This is a genomic window from Mycobacterium lentiflavum (assembly GCF_022374895.2).
GTDB classification, from domain to species: Bacteria; Actinomycetota; Actinomycetes; order Mycobacteriales; family Mycobacteriaceae; genus Mycobacterium; species Mycobacterium lentiflavum.
In genome coordinates, this window is the sequence record NZ_CP092423.2 from 316,879 (window position 1) to 332,697 (window position 15,819).

Annotated in this window: 17 protein-coding genes and 1 pseudogene; 10 read left to right on the top strand and 8 right to left on the bottom strand. The window is 65.9% G+C overall.

Going from position 1 to position 15,819, the window contains the following annotated elements:
- Positions 1-89: 89 nt before the first annotated feature.
- Positions 90-791 carry a GAF and ANTAR domain-containing protein gene (locus MJO58_RS01520; protein ID WP_239721809.1) on the bottom strand — a complete coding sequence of 234 codons (702 nt, stop codon included), beginning with the start codon at positions 789-791 and terminating at the stop codon, positions 90-92.
- A 117-nt stretch (positions 792-908) separates the two neighbouring features.
- Positions 909-1,997 (bottom strand): F420-dependent hydroxymycolic acid dehydrogenase, encoded by a 1,089-nt coding sequence (locus MJO58_RS01525; protein WP_239721810.1) that lies wholly within the window; start codon positions 1,995-1,997, stop codon positions 909-911.
- A 185-nt stretch (positions 1,998-2,182) separates the two neighbouring features.
- On the opposite strand from MJO58_RS01525, the gene MJO58_RS01530 reads away from it, so the two are divergent.
- Positions 2,183-2,788: a GNAT family N-acetyltransferase gene (locus MJO58_RS01530; RefSeq protein ID WP_090598404.1), complete on the top strand. Its 606-nt coding sequence runs from the start codon at positions 2,183-2,185 to the stop codon at positions 2,786-2,788.
- Positions 2,789-2,791: 3 nt separating this feature from the next.
- On the opposite strand, the gene MJO58_RS01535 is transcribed toward MJO58_RS01530, so the two are convergent.
- A complete protein-coding gene (locus MJO58_RS01535) occupies positions 2,792-3,466 on the bottom strand; it encodes a TetR family transcriptional regulator (RefSeq protein WP_090598406.1) in 675 nt (224 codons plus the stop codon).
- A 69-nt stretch (positions 3,467-3,535) separates the two neighbouring features.
- On the opposite strand from MJO58_RS01535, the gene MJO58_RS01540 reads away from it, so the two are divergent.
- The 4 genes from MJO58_RS01540 to MJO58_RS01555 all read left to right on the top strand — a co-directional run bounded on the left by MJO58_RS01540 (position 3,536) and on the right by MJO58_RS01555 (position 7,463).
- Complete coding sequence (locus tag MJO58_RS01540; RefSeq protein ID WP_239721811.1) at positions 3,536-4,654, top strand: flavin reductase family protein; 1,119 nt, start codon at positions 3,536-3,538, stop codon at positions 4,652-4,654.
- Between the two features lie 95 nt (positions 4,655-4,749).
- Positions 4,750-5,871 carry a fatty acid desaturase family protein gene (locus tag MJO58_RS01545; RefSeq protein ID WP_239721812.1) on the top strand — a complete coding sequence of 374 codons (1,122 nt, stop codon included), beginning with the start codon at positions 4,750-4,752 and terminating at the stop codon, positions 5,869-5,871.
- Between the two features lie 21 nt (positions 5,872-5,892).
- Positions 5,893-6,417 (top strand): SRPBCC family protein, encoded by a 525-nt coding sequence (locus MJO58_RS01550; RefSeq protein ID WP_239721813.1) that lies wholly within the window; start codon positions 5,893-5,895, stop codon positions 6,415-6,417.
- A complete protein-coding gene (locus MJO58_RS01555; protein ID WP_090598410.1) occupies positions 6,417-7,463 on the top strand; it encodes an LLM class flavin-dependent oxidoreductase in 1,047 nt (348 codons plus the stop codon). Before MJO58_RS01550 ends, MJO58_RS01555 begins: the two co-directional genes overlap by 1 nt.
- Here MJO58_RS01555 and MJO58_RS01560 read toward each other — a convergent pair.
- Positions 7,460-8,563, bottom strand: a complete 1,104-nt coding sequence (locus MJO58_RS01560; protein ID WP_239721814.1) for a DUF1214 domain-containing protein — start codon at positions 8,561-8,563, stop codon at positions 7,460-7,462. The two genes, MJO58_RS01555 and MJO58_RS01560, sit on opposite strands and share 4 nt — an antisense overlap.
- Positions 8,560-9,159 (bottom strand): TetR/AcrR family transcriptional regulator, encoded by a 600-nt coding sequence (locus MJO58_RS01565; RefSeq protein ID WP_090598414.1) that lies wholly within the window; start codon positions 9,157-9,159, stop codon positions 8,560-8,562. The genes MJO58_RS01560 and MJO58_RS01565 overlap by 4 nt, the downstream gene beginning before the upstream one ends.
- Before the next feature lie 28 nt (positions 9,160-9,187).
- On the opposite strand from MJO58_RS01565, the gene MJO58_RS01570 reads away from it, so the two are divergent.
- Positions 9,188-10,417, top strand: coding sequence for a sulfotransferase family protein (locus MJO58_RS01570; RefSeq protein WP_239721815.1), 1,230 nt, complete (start codon positions 9,188-9,190; stop codon positions 10,415-10,417).
- A 24-nt stretch (positions 10,418-10,441) separates the two neighbouring features.
- Complete coding sequence (locus tag MJO58_RS01575) at positions 10,442-11,326, top strand: alpha/beta fold hydrolase (protein ID WP_239721816.1); 885 nt, start codon at positions 10,442-10,444, stop codon at positions 11,324-11,326.
- Here MJO58_RS01575 and MJO58_RS01580 read toward each other — a convergent pair.
- Positions 11,327-11,538 (bottom strand): annotated as a pseudogene (locus tag MJO58_RS01580) (TOBE domain-containing protein).
- A 16-nt stretch (positions 11,539-11,554) separates the two neighbouring features.
- Complete coding sequence (locus MJO58_RS01585) at positions 11,555-12,160, bottom strand: TetR/AcrR family transcriptional regulator (RefSeq protein WP_090598420.1); 606 nt, start codon at positions 12,158-12,160, stop codon at positions 11,555-11,557.
- Positions 12,161-12,273: 113 nt separating this feature from the next.
- Here MJO58_RS01585 and MJO58_RS01590 point away from each other — a divergent pair, with 113 nt between their 5' ends.
- Positions 12,274-13,599 carry a cytochrome P450 gene (locus MJO58_RS01590; RefSeq protein ID WP_239721817.1) on the top strand — a complete coding sequence of 442 codons (1,326 nt, stop codon included), beginning with the start codon at positions 12,274-12,276 and terminating at the stop codon, positions 13,597-13,599.
- Here MJO58_RS01590 and msrA read toward each other — a convergent pair.
- Positions 13,596-14,105 carry a peptide-methionine (S)-S-oxide reductase MsrA gene (msrA, locus tag MJO58_RS01595; RefSeq protein ID WP_239721818.1) on the bottom strand — a complete coding sequence of 170 codons (510 nt, stop codon included), beginning with the start codon at positions 14,103-14,105 and terminating at the stop codon, positions 13,596-13,598. The genes MJO58_RS01590 and msrA overlap by 4 nt on opposite strands.
- 128 nt (positions 14,106-14,233) lie before the next feature.
- On the opposite strand from msrA, the gene MJO58_RS01600 reads away from it, so the two are divergent.
- Positions 14,234-14,740, top strand: coding sequence for a nuclear transport factor 2 family protein (locus MJO58_RS01600; protein WP_090598425.1), 507 nt, complete (start codon positions 14,234-14,236; stop codon positions 14,738-14,740).
- Positions 14,737-15,792, top strand: a complete 1,056-nt coding sequence (locus tag MJO58_RS01605; RefSeq protein ID WP_239721819.1) for an NAD-dependent epimerase/dehydratase family protein — start codon at positions 14,737-14,739, stop codon at positions 15,790-15,792. Before MJO58_RS01600 ends, MJO58_RS01605 begins: the two co-directional genes overlap by 4 nt.
- Positions 15,793-15,819 lie beyond the last annotated feature (27 nt).

Sequence of the window (15,819 nt, forward strand, 5' to 3'; positions counted from 1 at the left end):
CGGCATCTTAGAGAAAGCCCAGAAGGGCTACCTCATCGTAGATGCGGTCCGTCGTAGTGGGCGTTGAAGGGGGATCGCGCCGACCAAACTCAGTCGCCGGCGCCGCGGGTTTCTATCACCCGCTCTGCTATGTCGACGAGTTTTGTTTGTTGCTCCTGAGATAACAGCACCAGCATGTCGAACGCGCGCACGTCGTCCACGCCGTAGCGTTCCATGATGATGCCCTTGGCCTGGCCAATGCGGTCCCTGGACGACAGTGCTGATTGCATGTGTTCTCCGTGACGCTCCGCCAGGATCGCCGCGGCAGCATGCGCGGCCAGCACCGATCCAATGGTTTCCGCCTCGGTATCCCACACCCCCGCCTGGAAGCCGAACAAGTTCAGCGCGCCGGCCGTCCGGTCCGCCGTGTACAGCTTGAATGACAGGCCGCTGAGGACACCGAGCCGCACGGCCGCCGGTGCGTATCGCGGCCACCGTGTCTCGCTACGCAGGTCGTCGGCGCGAACAATCGTCTCTTGAAGCGCCGCCTCGGCGCAGGGTCCTTCGCCGAAATCCTGCTGGAGTTTGTCGAGCTGTCCGGCCAAGTCATCGGTGTCGGCAAGGGACTCGAACTCTCCGGCCTTCTTCACCAGCAAGACTCCCGCGACGTCGGCTCCCGGTATCAATTCCACCGCTGTCTCGGTTACGTCCCTGAGAACCTGGTCGAGTCCCCGCGGGGTGGCAATTGCGCGGGCAAGCTCGGCCATGCGGACGGCCAGCTCATGCCTGGCGTTCAGCTGCGAAGGATCCATGAGATCGCATTCTGCACGATCTGACGCGCGGCTTGTACCGGGTGCCCGCCGCACGAAACCCGCGGAAAGCGCAACATGTTGCGCCACAGCGTAACCGACGTATGCAGCGAAAACAGCCTAGTGCAGCTTGGGCAGGACGTAGTCGCGATAGAAGTTGATCGCGGCGATGGGGTCGCCCTGCGGGAAGTGTAGAAACGGGATGGCGCCGCCGTCGAGAACCCACTGTACGGCGGTGACGTGGGTGGCGGGATCGGTGCCGACCGTCCAGTTGGCCAGCACTTTCTCGATCGGGTTCGCCTCGGCGGCGCGCTGAATCTCGACCGGATTGGGTTGATCGGCGGCCCCGGCGGTAAATCGCCACAACGCAGCCGTGCGGGCGGCCTCCTCGGCTTCGCCGACGACGGCGAACAATTCGGCGCGCTTGCCTAACGTCGCGGGATCGCGCCCGGCGGCGTGGGCGCCGTCGTTGAGCGCGGCCAACAGTTTGGGTTTGATCAGATCGCGGGATTGAGTGATCCAGCCGTCACCGTATTGCCCTGCCAGCCTTGCGCTTTTGGGTCCGCTGGCGGCCACGAAGATGGGCGGCGGGTTCGGTGGTATGTCGTAGAGCTTCAGCGAGTTGGTCTGAAAGTAGCGGCCCGCGAACGAGATTCGTTCCCCAGACCACAGTTGGCGGATCAGTTGGATCGCCTCGACCAGCCGGTCGTGACGCTCGGGATATTTGCCCCACATGTTGGTAGTGGCCTGCTCGTTGAGCCGCTCGCCGGTCCCGAGGCCCAAGAACACCCGGCCCGGACTCAGGATCGCCAGCGACGCGAACGCCTGTGCCACCGTTGCCGGGTGGTAGCGGTAGGTCGGACACGTGACGCCGGTGCCGAAGGAGATGCGGCTGGTGCTGTTGCCCACCAGCGCCAGCGTCAGCCACGGGAACATGGAGTGGCCCTCGTTGTCCTGCCACGGCTGGATATGGTCGCTGGCCCAGACGTATTGGAAGCCCGCCTTTTCGGCGGCCTGGGCCTGCAACACCAGCTGGTCAGTCCGAAATTGCTCGTGCGACAGCGTGATTCCCACACCCTTGGTCACCGGCGGCGGATTACTGGTGGGACCACGATGTTCGCTCGAACATCCCGCGGCCAACGCGCCGGCGCCGAGCACACCCACGCCGGTCGCGATCTGCCCGAATGTCCGCCGTGAAAGTCCGGTCATCGCCTCGGGGTACCCGCCGCCTGCACCGTCATATGCAGAGTTTATGGGCTGGCTCGCATCCACGGTCAGCGCCGGCGGCTTTCGATCGCCATCTGCGCCATCTGCGCAATCTGCCGCGATTGCGGGCTGCATCATGGTGTTGCCGGATTGTTCGCTCTGAGCCGGTTTGCCATTAGCCTGACGGGATGGCCCCCCAGGCACGTCCGGCGCACAAAGCCGACCTCCGTGAGTTGTCTGCCACCCTGAGCCGTGCCTTCTTCGACGACCCGGTGATGGCCTGGTTGTTTCCCAACAGCATGACTCGGACCACGCACCTGATGCGCATGTTTACCGCCATGACCCGGCACCATCATCTGCCCCGTGGCGGCGTCGAGGTGGCCGACAACGGATCCGGCATCGGCGCGGCTGCACTGTGGGATCCGCCCGGTCAGTGGCAGGAATCCCGCTGGGCCCAGTTCGCGATGACGCCGGCTTTTTTGAGGGTGTTCGGGTTGCGGACCGGGATGGCACGCGACGTCCAGGAAATGATGAAGCGCGAGCATCCCGAAGAGCCGCACTGGTATCTGGCCGCGATCGGCAGCGACCCGACGGTCCGCGGCCAGGGCTATGGCCAGGCGTTGATGCGGTCGCGGCTGGACCGCTGCGATGCCGAGCACTGCCCGGCCTATCTCGAGTCGAGTAAGCCCGAAAACGTGCCGTACTACCTGCGTTTCGGCTTTGAGGTCACGCAGGAAATGCCACTGCCGGGCGGCGGCCCACCGCTGTGGGCGATGTGGCGCGAACCCCGCTAAGGGTCAAGGGTTGCTGCGCCAGCCGGCGATACCGATGGCGATCATGCGCAACTGCTTGACGGCGATCCGCCGAATGTCTTCGAGCGCCTCGGCGGTCTGGGCGTCTTCGATCGCCTCGGCGATCACGATCATCGAGTTGACGAACAGCGTCGCCAGCACATTGAGATCCTCGGTGCTCCAGGCGTTGAGGCCCGGGAAGCGTGCCAGGTCGGTGGCCAGCTCCGAGGTGATCAGCCGGATCTCGGTGCGGATCGCATAGCGCAGCACGCTCAGCCCGCTGTTGCGTTCGCGGCCTATCAGACGCCAGTGCTCGCGCCGGTCGGCGACGCTGGCGATCAGGATCTCGACGGACGACTCGATCACCCGGTTCGGATCGAGCTTGCCGGCGCGCGCGTCGCGCAGGGTGTCGCGCAGGCTGCGAAACGACTCGTCGATGAGCACCAGCCCGAGCGCTTCCATCGACTCGAAGTGCCGATAGAACGCCGCGGGCACGATGCCGACCTCGCGGGTGACCTCGCGCAGGCTCAGGGCAGAAAAGCTGCGGTCTTGCAGCAGCTTGAGTGCCGCGGCGATGATGGCGCGCCTAGTGGCTTCCTTCCGCTCTTCCCGCGACGGGCTTTCCCGGGAGCGCTCGCGGCTAGAACGGTGCGGCCGTGAGCTAGGAGTACGACCGTTCACTGTGTGAAGCCTACCACAGAGCTGCGGAAACCCTTGACTAGCTGCACCCACAGGCCGCACGGTGTACACATGTTCACTCAAAGAAGTCAGACCTCCCGTCGAAGCTTCGCCCAGACTGTGCGCAACCGCGTCCTCGGTTCCGACCTGGTTGACCTCCTTACCGGCCCGCACGGTGTCGACCGCTATACCGAGCTGGTAGACCGAACCTGGACCCAGGGCGAAGCCCGCGCCAAGGTCGTCGACGTGCGCCGCACGACGCCGCGCAGCGTCACGCTCATCCTCGCTCCCAACGAGCGGTTCACCTCCGCCAACGCCTGCAAGGCCGGTCAGTACGTCAACGTCGCCATCGAAATCGACGGACGCCGGCACATCCGCTGCTATTCACCGGCCAACGCCGAAGGCAGCGCGACCCTCGAGTTGACCGTCGGCCGCCATGACGGCGGGCTGGTGTCCAACTACCTCTACGAGCAGGCCCGCCGCGGGATGGTGGTGGGGCTGACCGGGGTCGGCGGCGACTTCGTCTTGCCGTCGCCCGGCTCGTCCGAAAGCCCGCGGCGGATTCTGTTCGTCTCCGGCGGCAGTGGCATCACGCCCGTCATGGCGATGCTGCGCACCCTGGTCGCCGAGGGTCAATTGCAAAATCAACGGGGTGAAATCGCGTTCGTCCACTACGCGCGCACCCCGGCCGAAGCCTGCTACCGCGACGAGCTCGCCGCGATGCCCGGGGTGCGGGTGCTGCACGGCTACACCCGATCGGGCGCCGGAGACCTGACCGGCCGCTTCGGGCCGCAGCATCTGGCCGCGGCCATGCCCTCGCCAGATGCGGTATTCGTCTGCGGCCCAACAGCTTTGGTCGACGCCGTCCGCGAGCACTGCGACAACGTGTACACCGAGAGCTTCGTGCCGCCGGTAGTCACGGCTCCATCGAACCCGTCTGGCGGTCGAATCACGTTCGCGGACAGCGGCATTGACGTCATCGATGACGGCCGGTCGCTGCTCGAGCAGGCCGAGTCGGCCGGCCTAACGCCGGAGAACGGATGCCGGATGGGCATCTGCCACACGTGCACCCGCCGGAAGGTCTCCGGCACCGTGCGCAGCCTCACCACCGGCGCGGTCTCCACCGCCGCAGACGAAGACATCCAGATCTGCGTATCCGTTCCGGTCGGCGACGTCGATCTATCCCTTTAAGCCAAAAGATGCGCGCGAGTGTGAATCTGGCGACGGCCACACGGCGTGTCGCGTCGTCAAATTCACAGTCGCGGTAGACCTCGGAAGGAGTTCTCATGTCACCCGACAAGATCACCCTTACCCCCGAGCAGGCCGACGCGTTCGGCCGTGAGCTCGACGCCATCCGGGATCGCGTGATGGCCGACCTCGGCGCAGCAGACGCCGATTACATCCGCCGCGTCATCAAGACTCAGCGGGCACTGGAAGTCGGCGGACGCGCTCTGCTGTTCCTGCCGCCGGCTTGGCTGCTGGGCACCGCGATGCTGGGCGTCGCCAAAATCCTGGACAACATGGAGATCGGCCACAACATCATGCACGGCCAGTACGACTGGATGCGCGACCCGAACATCTCCGGGCGCTCGTTCGAGTGGGACACCGCGTGCCCGGCCGACCAGTGGCGGCATTCGCACAACTACATGCACCACACCCACACCAACATCGTCGGGATGGACCGCGACATCGGCTACGGCATCATCCGGATGAGCGAAGACCAGAAATGGACGCCCTACTTCATCGGTAACCCGCTGTATGCGTTCCTGCTGATGGTGCTGTTCCAGTACGGCGTCGCGCTGCACGAGTTGGAGACCGAGAAGATCCGCTCCGGTGAGATCCGGGTCTGGGACAAGAAGGACACCCTGAAGGAGATCTGGAAGAAGACGAAGCGCCAGACCCTCAAGGACTACGTCGCGTTCCCGCTGCTGGCCGGCCCGTTCGCCCCGTTCGTCTTCACCGGCAACATGACGGCCAACCTGATGCGCAACGTGTGGTCGTACATGATCATCTTCTGCGGGCATTTCCCGGACGGGACCCAGGAATTCACCGTCGAGGAGACCCAGGACGAGTCCCGCGGCCAGTGGTACTTCCGCCAGGTGCTGGGCTCGGCCAACCTGACCGGCGGCTCGATCTTCCACCTGCTGTCCGGCAACCTGTCACACCAGATCGAGCATCACTTGTTCCCCGACATGCCGGCCCGCCGGTATGCCGACATCGCGCCCGAGGTGCAAGAGATCTGCGAGCGCTATGGAATCCCCTACAACAAGGGGCCGTTGCTGCAGCAGTTCGGCACCGTGGTGCGCAAGATCGTCAGACTGACCTTCCCGGACCCGGGCAAGCTGACGTCGTTGCTGCCGAAGATCAAGGCCGACAAGCCAGCCGATCGCGAGCCCGTCGCGGCCTGAGACGCCCCCCGGTGGGGGACAATGGGCGGCGTGGAGTGGACCGGAGCGCGTTATGCCGACAAGCCGACCGTCGAAGTTTCGACGTGGATTGACGCCGATCCGGCCCGCGTCTGGAATCTGGTCTCCGATATCAAGCTGATGCCGACCTTCAGCAACGAGCTGCAGTCCGTGGAGTGGGCCGGCGGCGCCGACCGGCCCAAGCTGGGTGCCCGCTTTGTCGGCCACAATCAACACGACGCGTTCGGCGAATGGAGCACCACCTCCTACATCGTCGCTTGCGAGCAGCAGCGCGAATTCGCCTGGGCGGTCGGCGATGCCGAGTATCCGTCGGCGACCTGGCGGTTCCGGCTGGAACCCCGGGACGGCGGCACCAGCCTGAGCTACTGGATGCAGATGGGACCGGGCCGCTCGGGGCTGTCATCGGCGATCGACTCCATGCCGGACAAAGAGGAGAAGATCGTGTTCGTCCGGATGCGCGAATTCGAGACCGCGATCAGCAAGACCCTGGCCGCAATCAAGAGGCTGGCCGAACACGGGGTGCGCTGATGCGCACCGCGACCACGGTCGAGTTGTCCGGCGGCAGCGACGAAGCCGGCCAGGTGGTGACGCTGGCCGTCGAAGCCGAAAAGCTGGGGCTCGACGTGTGCTGGGTCGCCGAGGCGTGGGGTGCCGACGCTCCGTCGGCGCTGGGCTACCTCGCGGCGCGCACGGACACGATGCTGCTTGGCTCCGGCATCCTGCAGGTCGGCACCCGGTCGCCGGTGCTGGTCGCGCAGACCGCGATCACGCTGTCCAACCTGTCGAATGGGCGTTTCCTGCTGGGGCTGGGTGCTTCCGGACCCCAGGTCATCGAGGGCCTGCACGGCGTCTCGTTCCGCCGGCCGCTCGCCCGAATCTCCGAAACCGTCGACATCGTTCGGCAGGTGTTCGCCGGGGGCAAGATCTCGCATTCCGGCAACGAGTTTCAGATCCCCCGCCCCGGCGAAGCGGTCCCGATGCGGGTGTCGAACGCGCCGCAGCACGCCATCCCGATTTACCTGGCCACGCTGTCGCCGGCGATGCTGCGGTTGACCGGACAGATCGCCGACGGCTGGCTGGGCACCAGCTTCGTGCCCGAGGGCGCGGCCGAGGCGTACTTCGCCCACCTCGACGAGGGCCTCGAGGGCGCCGGTCGCACCCGCGCGGACATCGACATCTGCCAGGGCGCCGAAGTCGCGTTCGCCGCCGACGAAGACGACCTGGCCGCCATGATCGCCGGCCGCAAAAAGGAACTCGCGTTCAGCCTCGGTGGCATGGGGTCGTCGAGCACGAACTTCTACAACCAGGCCTACAGCCGTCAGGGCTGGGCCGATGTCGCCGCTGCGGTGCGTGAGCGCTGGCAGGCCGGTGACCGTGACGGCGCCGCGGCACTGGTGACCGACGACATGGTGCTGGGCACCACGCTGATCGGCACCGAGCAGATGGTCCGCGCGCGCCTGGCGGTATGGCGCGATGCCGGCGTCGACACCGTGCGACTCTATCCCGCCGGCGACACGCTGGATGCCAAGCTCACGACGCTGGGCCGCGCGATCGAACTGGTCCGCGAGACCTAGGACACCGCGGTCGGGGCGTCGATGGCCTTGACGAGTTGCACCTCGGGCCGCTGCGGCACCCCGTCGGACAGGAACCACCGGAACGCCAGGTTGCCGAGCGGATAGCCAAGCGTCGTCAGTGAATTAGGATGCGCCAGTATGCCTTTGGATAACACGATCGTCACGGAGCCGTCGCTGTTGAGCGCGGCGCTGTGGTTGTTGAGCGACGAGCGCGCACCCTCGTCACCGTAGGTGGCCATGAACTGATTCCACACCACCAGGTTCCAGAACCGGCACGACGGCGGGCGGTGCGTGATGACCAGCGCCTCGTCCTCGTCGAGCACGAAACTGCCGTAGGCGTAGCAGGCGTCGCGGGCCGACCAGCCGAAGTTGGCATCGGGAACCTGATAAGGGTCGGCGAATTGGTTTGCGGCGTGCGCGGTTTCGTGGCCCAACCCGTGTTGATCGTCGACTCGTGTCCCGACGGCCAGCGGCACGATGGCGAACATGGTGCGCATCCACGCCGCGGCCGCACGCAGACTGGCCGCGGTCTCGGCGTCGCCATGCCGGATCGGCTCCGGCTCGTCGAGCGCCTCGATCTGCCATGTCACCGGGCGACCGGTCGACGGGTCGGCCTGGTAGTCACGGGTCATCAGCACCGCCGCGTCGGCCGTTGCCGGGAAGTCGAAGGCGAAGTTACCGTCGGCGTCGATGTCGAGATCGGTGTCGCGGACGATCGCGACGATCCGATCCGACCACGCGCCCGGCGAGGGTTCGTTGTAGGCGGTCACCGAAAAGTACACGCTGTCGCCCTTATTGCCGCTGATGCGATACCGCCGCTTCTCATCGACCGGGCAGATGAAGTAGTACGCGTCGGTGTTGTCGCCACCCCACCGGCGATCGCGACGGAACGGGGTGTTCACGGCGACGAACTGCGGGCGACCGGGCTCGGGGAACAGGTAGGTGTCAAAGGCGACGCCCAGGGTGGTGGCCAGCATGCGGTAGCCGTCGGCAACGTGGCGGTCGTCGGTCACCGCGCGGTCGCCCTCCAGGAAGGAGCGGTCGAGGTCGCCGAGGGTAGCCAGCAGCTCTTTGAACGCGGCCGTCGATTCGTGCGTCATGCGCTGATTCCTTTCAGGAGCAACGTGGTGGTGCGGTCTACCCAGGCTTGCCCGGTTTCAGGGTTGAGTTCGTCGGGGCGGGTGAGCAGGCCCATCAGGGTGATGCCGGCGATGGCATCTGTTATTTGGACGGTGAGTTCGGAAGCGATTGCGTCGCTGCGTAGTTCGCCGCGAGCCGCGGCGCGGTCGAGCAACGCGCCGAGACCGCCGCCGGTGATGCCGGCGAAGCGCTCCAGCAGCGCCGAGTGCAGGGTCGGGTCGGCCGCCATCTCGCCGACCAGGCCCGGCAAGGCCGCCCGGGCGGCCGGCGTGGTCAGGAAAACCATTGCACGACGGACCATTTCGCGTAGATCCCCGGGCAGCGACCCAGTATCGGGTATCTCGGTCGCGGCGCCGATCGGGAACACCGCCTCGTGCACCAGATGCGCCTTGCTGGGCCAGCGGCGGTAGATCGCGGGCTTGCTGGTGCCGGCGCGTTCTGCGATGGCCGAGACCAACAGCCCCGGATAACCGGTCTCGGCCAGCAACTCGACGGTGGCGCGCAGCACCGCACCGTCGATGCGCGGGTCACGGGGCCGGCCGAAATCCACTACCATTACGAAACTCAGAGTAACATAAGTCGCCGTGAACGTTCGTATCGAAGACCTGGCCTTGCCCCGATTCAGCGCCGAGGGTCAGCAGATCCTCGACATGATGGCCATGCTGGCCCCCGAGTGTCCATTGGATGCCGACGCGCTGCACGCGCAGGCCAGCGCCGACACCGGCCTGCACGACTTCGGGCCCGACGACTATCGAGAGCGGCTCGACGTCTACCTCGCCGCGCTGCGCGAGATCGACGGGCTGCACGACGCCGGTGTGGTCAACTTCTACGGGCAACTGCTGCAGCTGCTCAAGAACCGGCTACTGCTGACCGATCTATTGGTCCGGCATCCCGAAATCAACGACATCGAACTGCGCGCGCCGGTGGTGATCGCCGGGCTGCCCCGCACCGGCACCACGCACCTGCATAACTTGCTGGCCGCGCCGCCCACCTTCCGCACCATGCCGTACTGGGAAAGCAACGAGCCGTTCCCGTTGCCGAATGAGGTTGGCGTCGAGCCGGATCCGCGCCGGGCGCGAATGGACGTCGCGGTCGGGGTGGTCAACATGGTGATGCCCCTATTCCCGCTGATGCACGAGATGACCACCGATCACGTGCACGAAGAGATCCAGCTGCTGGCCAACGACATCTCCACGATGCTGTTCGAGACGCTCGGCGAGGTGCCGCGCTGGCGCGATTACTACCGCGCCCACGACCAGACGCCGCACTACGAATACCTCGCCACCCAACTCAAGGCGATGCAGTTCCTGCGCGGGGGCCGTCGCTGGCTGCTCAAGTCACCTCAGCATCTCGAGCAGGTGCGGGTGCTGGATCGGGTGTTTCCCGACAGCATCGTTGTGTTCACCCACCGGGATCCGGTACCGGTGGCGCTCTCGATGATTGCGATGATCACCTACTCCGCGCGCATGCACCGCTCCCCGGTCCCAGTGGCCCAGATCGCCCATTCCTGGATCGACCGCCTCGATGCGATGCTCACCGCGCTCGTGCGTGATCGCGACATCATCGGTCCGGATCGTTCGATCGACATTCGGTTCGACGACTTCATGGCCGACGAACTCGGTGTCGCCGAGCGGGTCTACGCCCTGGCCGGCGAACCGTTCACCGACCAGGCGCGCCAGCCCATCGTCGACTATCTCGCGGGCCACCAGCGTGGCCGGTTGGGGAACGTGCAGACATCGTTCGAAATGTTTGGTCTGCAAGAGAGCGCGTTGCGCGAACGGTTCGCTCCGTATGTCGAGCGGTTCCTCGCTTAGGCTCAGTGCGCTAGCTTTTCAAGCATGGTCACCATGCCCGCGTTGGACGGAGTCGAACACCGGTACGTAGAACTCGGCGACGGAGTGACAATCCACGTCGCCGACGCCGGCCCGCCCGGCGGGCCGGCCGTGATGCTGGTACACGGCTTCCCGGAGAACTGGTGGGAGTGGCAGGAGCTGATCGGTCCGTTGGCCGCCGATGGCTACCGGGTGCTGTGTCCGGATCTGCGTGGTGCGGGCTGGAGTTCGGCGCCGCGCTCGCGCTACACCAAGGTCGAGATGGCGCAGGATCTCGCCGCCGTGCTGGACCAGTTGGGCATCGAGAAGGTGAAGCTCGTCGCCCATGACTGGGGCGGACCCACCGCGTTCATCATGATGCTGCGCCATCCGGAGAAGGTGACCGGCTTCTTTGGTATCAATACCGTTGCGCCCTTTGTGAAGTTGAGTCCGTCGGGGGTGCTCAACCTGTGGCGGCTGTGGTATCAGATTCCGATATCGCTGCCGGTCATCGGCCCCCGGTTGCTCAAGGATCCCAACTCGCGGTTTATGCGAATGTTGGGCCCTTGGGTCGGTGGCGGGTTCTCGATTCCCGAAGAGAGCGCCAGCCTGTACCTCGAATGCATGAGCGAGCCCGGCCACGCCGAGGCGGGCTCGCGCTGGTACCGCAGTTATCAGACCGGAGAAATGCTGCGCTGGGTGCGCGGCCAGTACGCGGACGCTCGCGTCGACGTGCCCGTCCGCTGGCTGACCGGTACGCAGGATCCGGTGATCACGCCCGCCCTTACCAACGGATACGAAGACCACATAAGCGATTTCGAGGTGGAACTGGTCGACGGTGCCGGCCACTGGATCATTGCGCAACGACCGGACTTGGTGCTGGACCGGGTGCGCGCGTTCTTGAAACTCTAGTTACTCGACGCCGATCGTGACTTCGGTCGACTTGATGAACACCGTCGCGGGCTGACCGACGCGCAGGCCGAGGTCGAGCGCCGCGTCCTTGGTGACCGAGGAGGCGACGATTTGGTCGCCGCCGTCGAGTTTGACCTTCACGACCGCCATCACCGCTCCGAGATCGACCTCGGTGATGGTCCCGTTGAGCTGGTTCGAGTGGATAGCCGCATGCGACGAGACTAACTGCTAGTGGCGAGGGCCCAGCAGCGCGATGCACGCATCGACCGCCGGTTCGACGATGTCGCGGACGGCCTGTCCGTCTTCGACGGCGAGCGCGGTCAATTCGCGCAACCCGCCCAGCAAGATCACCGCCAGCGGGGCGGTCAGGGGCGGCAGTTTTGCGCGTCGGAACCCGGGGCTGGCGCTGAGGTCGATCAACAGATCGGACAACAGCTGTAGCCCGCGACGCTGCACCGGTCGACCGATGGGTCCCAGCGAGGGAAGTTCACGAATCCAGCTCAACGTAATCGCCGGCCGCGCTTCGATGTAGGTGACATAGGCCTCGACGGCCTGACGGATCTGGTCGTGCCAGTCGGTCTCCGGCTGGACGGCGGCGGCGATGCTCTCGCCGAGCTTTTCGATGTCGGCGGCCAGCAGCTCGAGGAAACACTGTTCCTTGCTGGCGAATTGGTCGTAGAACGTGCGCTTGGACGTGCGCGCGTGGCGTACCACGTCGGCGACGGTGCTGGCGCGATAGCCGCGTTCGCCGATCGACGTCGCAAGACCGTCGAGCAGCCGGAGCCGAAAGGGATCGTCGACCACCGCGTCTGTCACCGTCGTCGCGGATGTCATGGTCGGGGGCTCCCTTGTCAGGTTCGGTACCACAGAGTACCGTACACTGAAAGATCTGTGGTACACCGCGGTACCAACCCCGAATCGGGGCAGACGTTGGGAGACGTAGCGCCATGAGCGAACTGGTCACCGCCGCACCGCCGGCCTCCGCAGTCCGATTGCCCCCGGCGGCGCGGGCGCCAAAGATGGTGCAGGGTTTGGGCTTTGCGATGTCGCGACGATTGATGATGCAACGACTGTCACGCCGCTACGGCAACGTCTTCACGCTCAATCTCCCGATGTACGGCCGCGCCGTCGCGGTCAGCGACCCACAGCTGGCCAAGCAGATCTTCACCACCAGCCCCGACGAGCTTGGCAACATCCAGCCCAACCTGGGCAGGCTGTTCGGCACGGGCTCGGTCTTCGCGCTGGAGGGCGATCAACATCGCCAACGGCGACGGCTGTTGGCACCGCCGTTCCACGGCAAGAGCATGAAAAAGTACGAGAGCATCATCGAAGAAGAGGCATTGCGGGAGATCGCCGACTGGCCGGAGGGCCGGCCGTTCGCCACGCTGCCGGCGACGATGCGGATCACGCTCAACGCCATCCTGCGCGCGGTTTTCGGGGCCGACGGCGCCGAGCTCGACGAGCTGCGCCGGCTCATCCCGCCGTGGGTCACCCTGGGGTCGCGCCTGGCGCCGCTACCCAAGCCGAAGCGCAACTATGGCCGGCTCAGCCCCTGGCGCCGGCTGGACGACTGGCGGTGCCAGTACGACAACATCATCGAGAAGCTGATCGCGGCCGAGCGGGTCGACCCGAACTTCGCCGATCGTGCCGACGTGCTCGCACTGCTGCTGCGCAGCACCTATGAAGATGGTTCGGCCATGTCGCACAAGGACATTGGCGACGAGCTGCTTACCCTGCTGGCGGCCGGGCACGAGACCACCGCGTCCACGCTGGCGTGGGCATTCGAGCGGATCAGCCGGCACCCTGCGCTGCTGGCGCAGCTCGTCGAGGAGGCCAACGGCGATGGCAACGAGCTACGGCAGGCCACCATCCTGGAGGTCCAACGGGCCAGGACGGTGATCGACCTCGCCGGTCGCCACGTCTATCCCGAGACCTTCCAGCTTGGCGAGTGGGTCATTCCACGTGGCGATTCGATCATCGTCGGCATCGGGCAGATCCACGGCAACCCCGACGTGTTCCCCGATCCCGATCGTTTCGATCCGCACCGCTACATCGGAACCAAACCCTCAGCGCTGTCCTGGATTCCGTTCGGCGGGGGTACCCGTCGTTGTGTCGGGGCGGCGTTCGCCAACATGGAGATGGACGTCGTGCTTCGAACGGTGTTGCAGCACTTGACCATTGAAACCACGGATGCCCCGGACGAGCGCTGGCATTGCCGCGGCGTCGCGTTCGTCCCGAAGGACGGCGGCCGGGTGGTGGTGCGACGGCGCTAAGCGGTCGCGCGCCGTGGCAACTTCCAGCCGGGGCGGATGTAGTGGCAGGTGTATCCGCTGGGGTAGCGCTCCAGGTAATCCTGGTGTTCGGGCTCTGCCTCCCAGAAGTCGCCGGCGGGACTGACCTCGGTCACGACCTTGCCCGGCCACAGCCCCGAGGCCTCGACGTCGGCGATGGTGTCCAGCGCGATCCGCTTCTGGTCGTCGTCGACGTAGAAGATCGCCGACCGGTAGCTGGTGCCGCGGTCGTTGCCCTGGCGATCTTTCGTTGTCGGATCGTGGATTTGGAAGAAGAACTCCAGCAGCGTGCGGTAGTCGGTGGCAGTCGGGTCGTAGACGATCTCGATGGCCTCGGCGTGCGAGCCGTGGTTGCGGTAGGTCGCGTTGGGCACGTCGCCGCCGGTGTACCCGACGCGGGTCGAGACCACGCCGGGCTGTTTGCGGATCAGGTCCTGCATGCCCCAGAAGCAGCCGCCGGCGAGAATCGCCTTCTGCGTGTCGGTCATGTCATTGCCTCATTTCGCTCGGGCCGAATGGCCGCAATCTCCCTCCGATTATCCTGATGTTCGTCCCCTCGTACACCCGCGAGGCAAAGCTCTCGACAAATCACGGTAGAACGTGTTCTAGTTTTCGCGTGAACAGCCCGCGATTCTCCCGGAGCGAACTCGCCGATGCGTTCGCGCAATTCGAGGCGACCGTCGATGCGGCCGCGCGATCGCATGACTGGGACGCCTGGGTGAAGCACTACACGCCCGATGTCTTGTACATCGAGCACGCGGCGGGCACCTGGCACGGCCGCGACGAGGTGCGTACGTGGATCAGTCGCACCATGGGCAGCTTTCCGGGCAGCCACATGGTTGCCTTTCCGTCGCTGTGGTCGGTGATCGACGAGCCGACCGGGCGCATCATCATGGAGCTCGACAACCCGATGCGCGATCCCGGGGACGGCACCGTCATCGGCGCGACGAACATTTCGATCATCACCTACGCCGGCGACGGGCTGTGGCGTCAGCAGGAAGACATCTACAACCCGCTGCGCTTCGTGCAGGCCACGCTGAAATGGTGCCGCAAGGCGGCCGAACTCGGCACCCTGGACGAGGCGGGCGCGGAGTTCATGGCGCAGTACGGCGGCGGGCAGTGAGCGTTAAGCCCAAACTTGGCCCCACGTTGGTCATAGGCGCCAACGGTTTTCTCGGCTCGCATGTGACCCGCCAGCTCGTCGCCAACGGTGCCCATGCAAACCAGGAAAACCATGAGGTGCGGGTGATGGTGCGCGAAGGCGCGAACACCCGCTCCATCGACGATCTCGACGGCACCCGCTGCCCACGTTTCTATGGCGACGTCTTCGATACCACCACGCTGCGCGAGGCGATGGACGGTGTCGACGACGTGTACTACTGCGTGGTCGACACCCGCGCCTGGCTGCGGGACCCCGCGCCGCTGTTTCGCACCAACGTCGAGGGGCTGCGCAACGTCCTCGACGTCGCCGTCAAGCAGCCCCTGCGCCGGTTCATCTTCACCAGCACCTACGCGACCGTGGGCCGACGGCACGGTCACGTGGCGACCGAAGACGACGTGATCGCCTCGCGCGGGCTGACTCCCTACGTGCAATCCCGGGTCCAGGCCGAAAACCTGGTGATGCGCTACGTCGCCGATGCCGGGTTGCCCGCGGTCGCGATGTGCGTGTCCACGACCTACGGCGACGGCGACTGGGGCGCGACCCCGCATGGTGCCTTCATCGCGGGCGCGGTCTTCGGCAAACTCCCCTTCCTGATGAACGGCATTGAGCTGGAAGTCGTCGGCGTCGACGACGCGGCCCGGGCCATGATCCTGGCCGCCGAGCGCGGCCGGATCGGAGAGCGTTACCTCGTTTCCGAGAAGATGATGGCGCTCAACGATTCGATCCGGATCGCGGCCGACGAGGCCGGCGTCCCACCGCCGCAACGGGCGATCTCCGTCCCGATGCTCTACGCACTCGCCGCCGCGGGCAGCTTGAAGGCCAAACTCACCGGCACCGACGCCCAACTGAGCCTCGCGTCGGTGCGGATGATGCGCGCCGAAGCGCCGGTGGACAGCAGCAAGGCGAAGCGGGAGCTGGGCTGGGAGCCGCGCCCGGTCGAGGAATCGATTCGCGAGGCCGCCCGGTTCTGGGCCGCGATGCGCACCCCTCGAACGGCCGCACAACCCGAATAGGCTCGGGAAGTCTTGACCGCCCGACGG

What these genes read in the sequence shown, in the direction of transcription:
- MJO58_RS01590 (WP_239721817.1), top strand. Translation starts at nt 12,274, where the DNA reads ATGAGCGAACTGGTCACCGCCGCACCGCCGGCCTCCGCAGTCCGATTG.
- msrA (WP_239721818.1), bottom strand. Translation starts at nt 14,105, where the DNA reads ATGACCGACACGCAGAAGGCGATTCTCGCCGGCGGCTGCTTCTGGGGC.
- MJO58_RS01555 (WP_090598410.1), top strand. Translation starts at nt 6,417, where the DNA reads ATGCGCACCGCGACCACGGTCGAGTTGTCCGGCGGCAGCGACGAAGCC.
- MJO58_RS01520 (WP_239721809.1), bottom strand. Translation starts at nt 791, where the DNA reads ATGGATCCTTCGCAGCTGAACGCCAGGCATGAGCTGGCCGTCCGCATG.
- MJO58_RS01560 (WP_239721814.1), bottom strand. Translation starts at nt 8,563, where the DNA reads ATGACGCACGAATCGACGGCCGCGTTCAAAGAGCTGCTGGCTACCCTC.
- MJO58_RS01550 (WP_239721813.1), top strand. Translation starts at nt 5,893, where the DNA reads ATGGGCGGCGTGGAGTGGACCGGAGCGCGTTATGCCGACAAGCCGACC.
- MJO58_RS01525 (WP_239721810.1), bottom strand. Translation starts at nt 1,997, where the DNA reads ATGACCGGACTTTCACGGCGGACATTCGGGCAGATCGCGACCGGCGTG.
- MJO58_RS01565 (WP_090598414.1), bottom strand. Translation starts at nt 9,159, where the DNA reads ATGGTAGTGGATTTCGGCCGGCCCCGTGACCCGCGCATCGACGGTGCG.
- MJO58_RS01540 (WP_239721811.1), top strand. Translation starts at nt 3,536, where the DNA reads ATGTTCACTCAAAGAAGTCAGACCTCCCGTCGAAGCTTCGCCCAGACT.
- MJO58_RS01545 (WP_239721812.1), top strand. Translation starts at nt 4,750, where the DNA reads ATGTCACCCGACAAGATCACCCTTACCCCCGAGCAGGCCGACGCGTTC.
- MJO58_RS01530 (WP_090598404.1), top strand. Translation starts at nt 2,183, where the DNA reads ATGGCCCCCCAGGCACGTCCGGCGCACAAAGCCGACCTCCGTGAGTTG.
- MJO58_RS01585 (WP_090598420.1), bottom strand. Translation starts at nt 12,160, where the DNA reads ATGACATCCGCGACGACGGTGACAGACGCGGTGGTCGACGATCCCTTT.
- MJO58_RS01575 (WP_239721816.1), top strand. Translation starts at nt 10,442, where the DNA reads ATGGTCACCATGCCCGCGTTGGACGGAGTCGAACACCGGTACGTAGAA.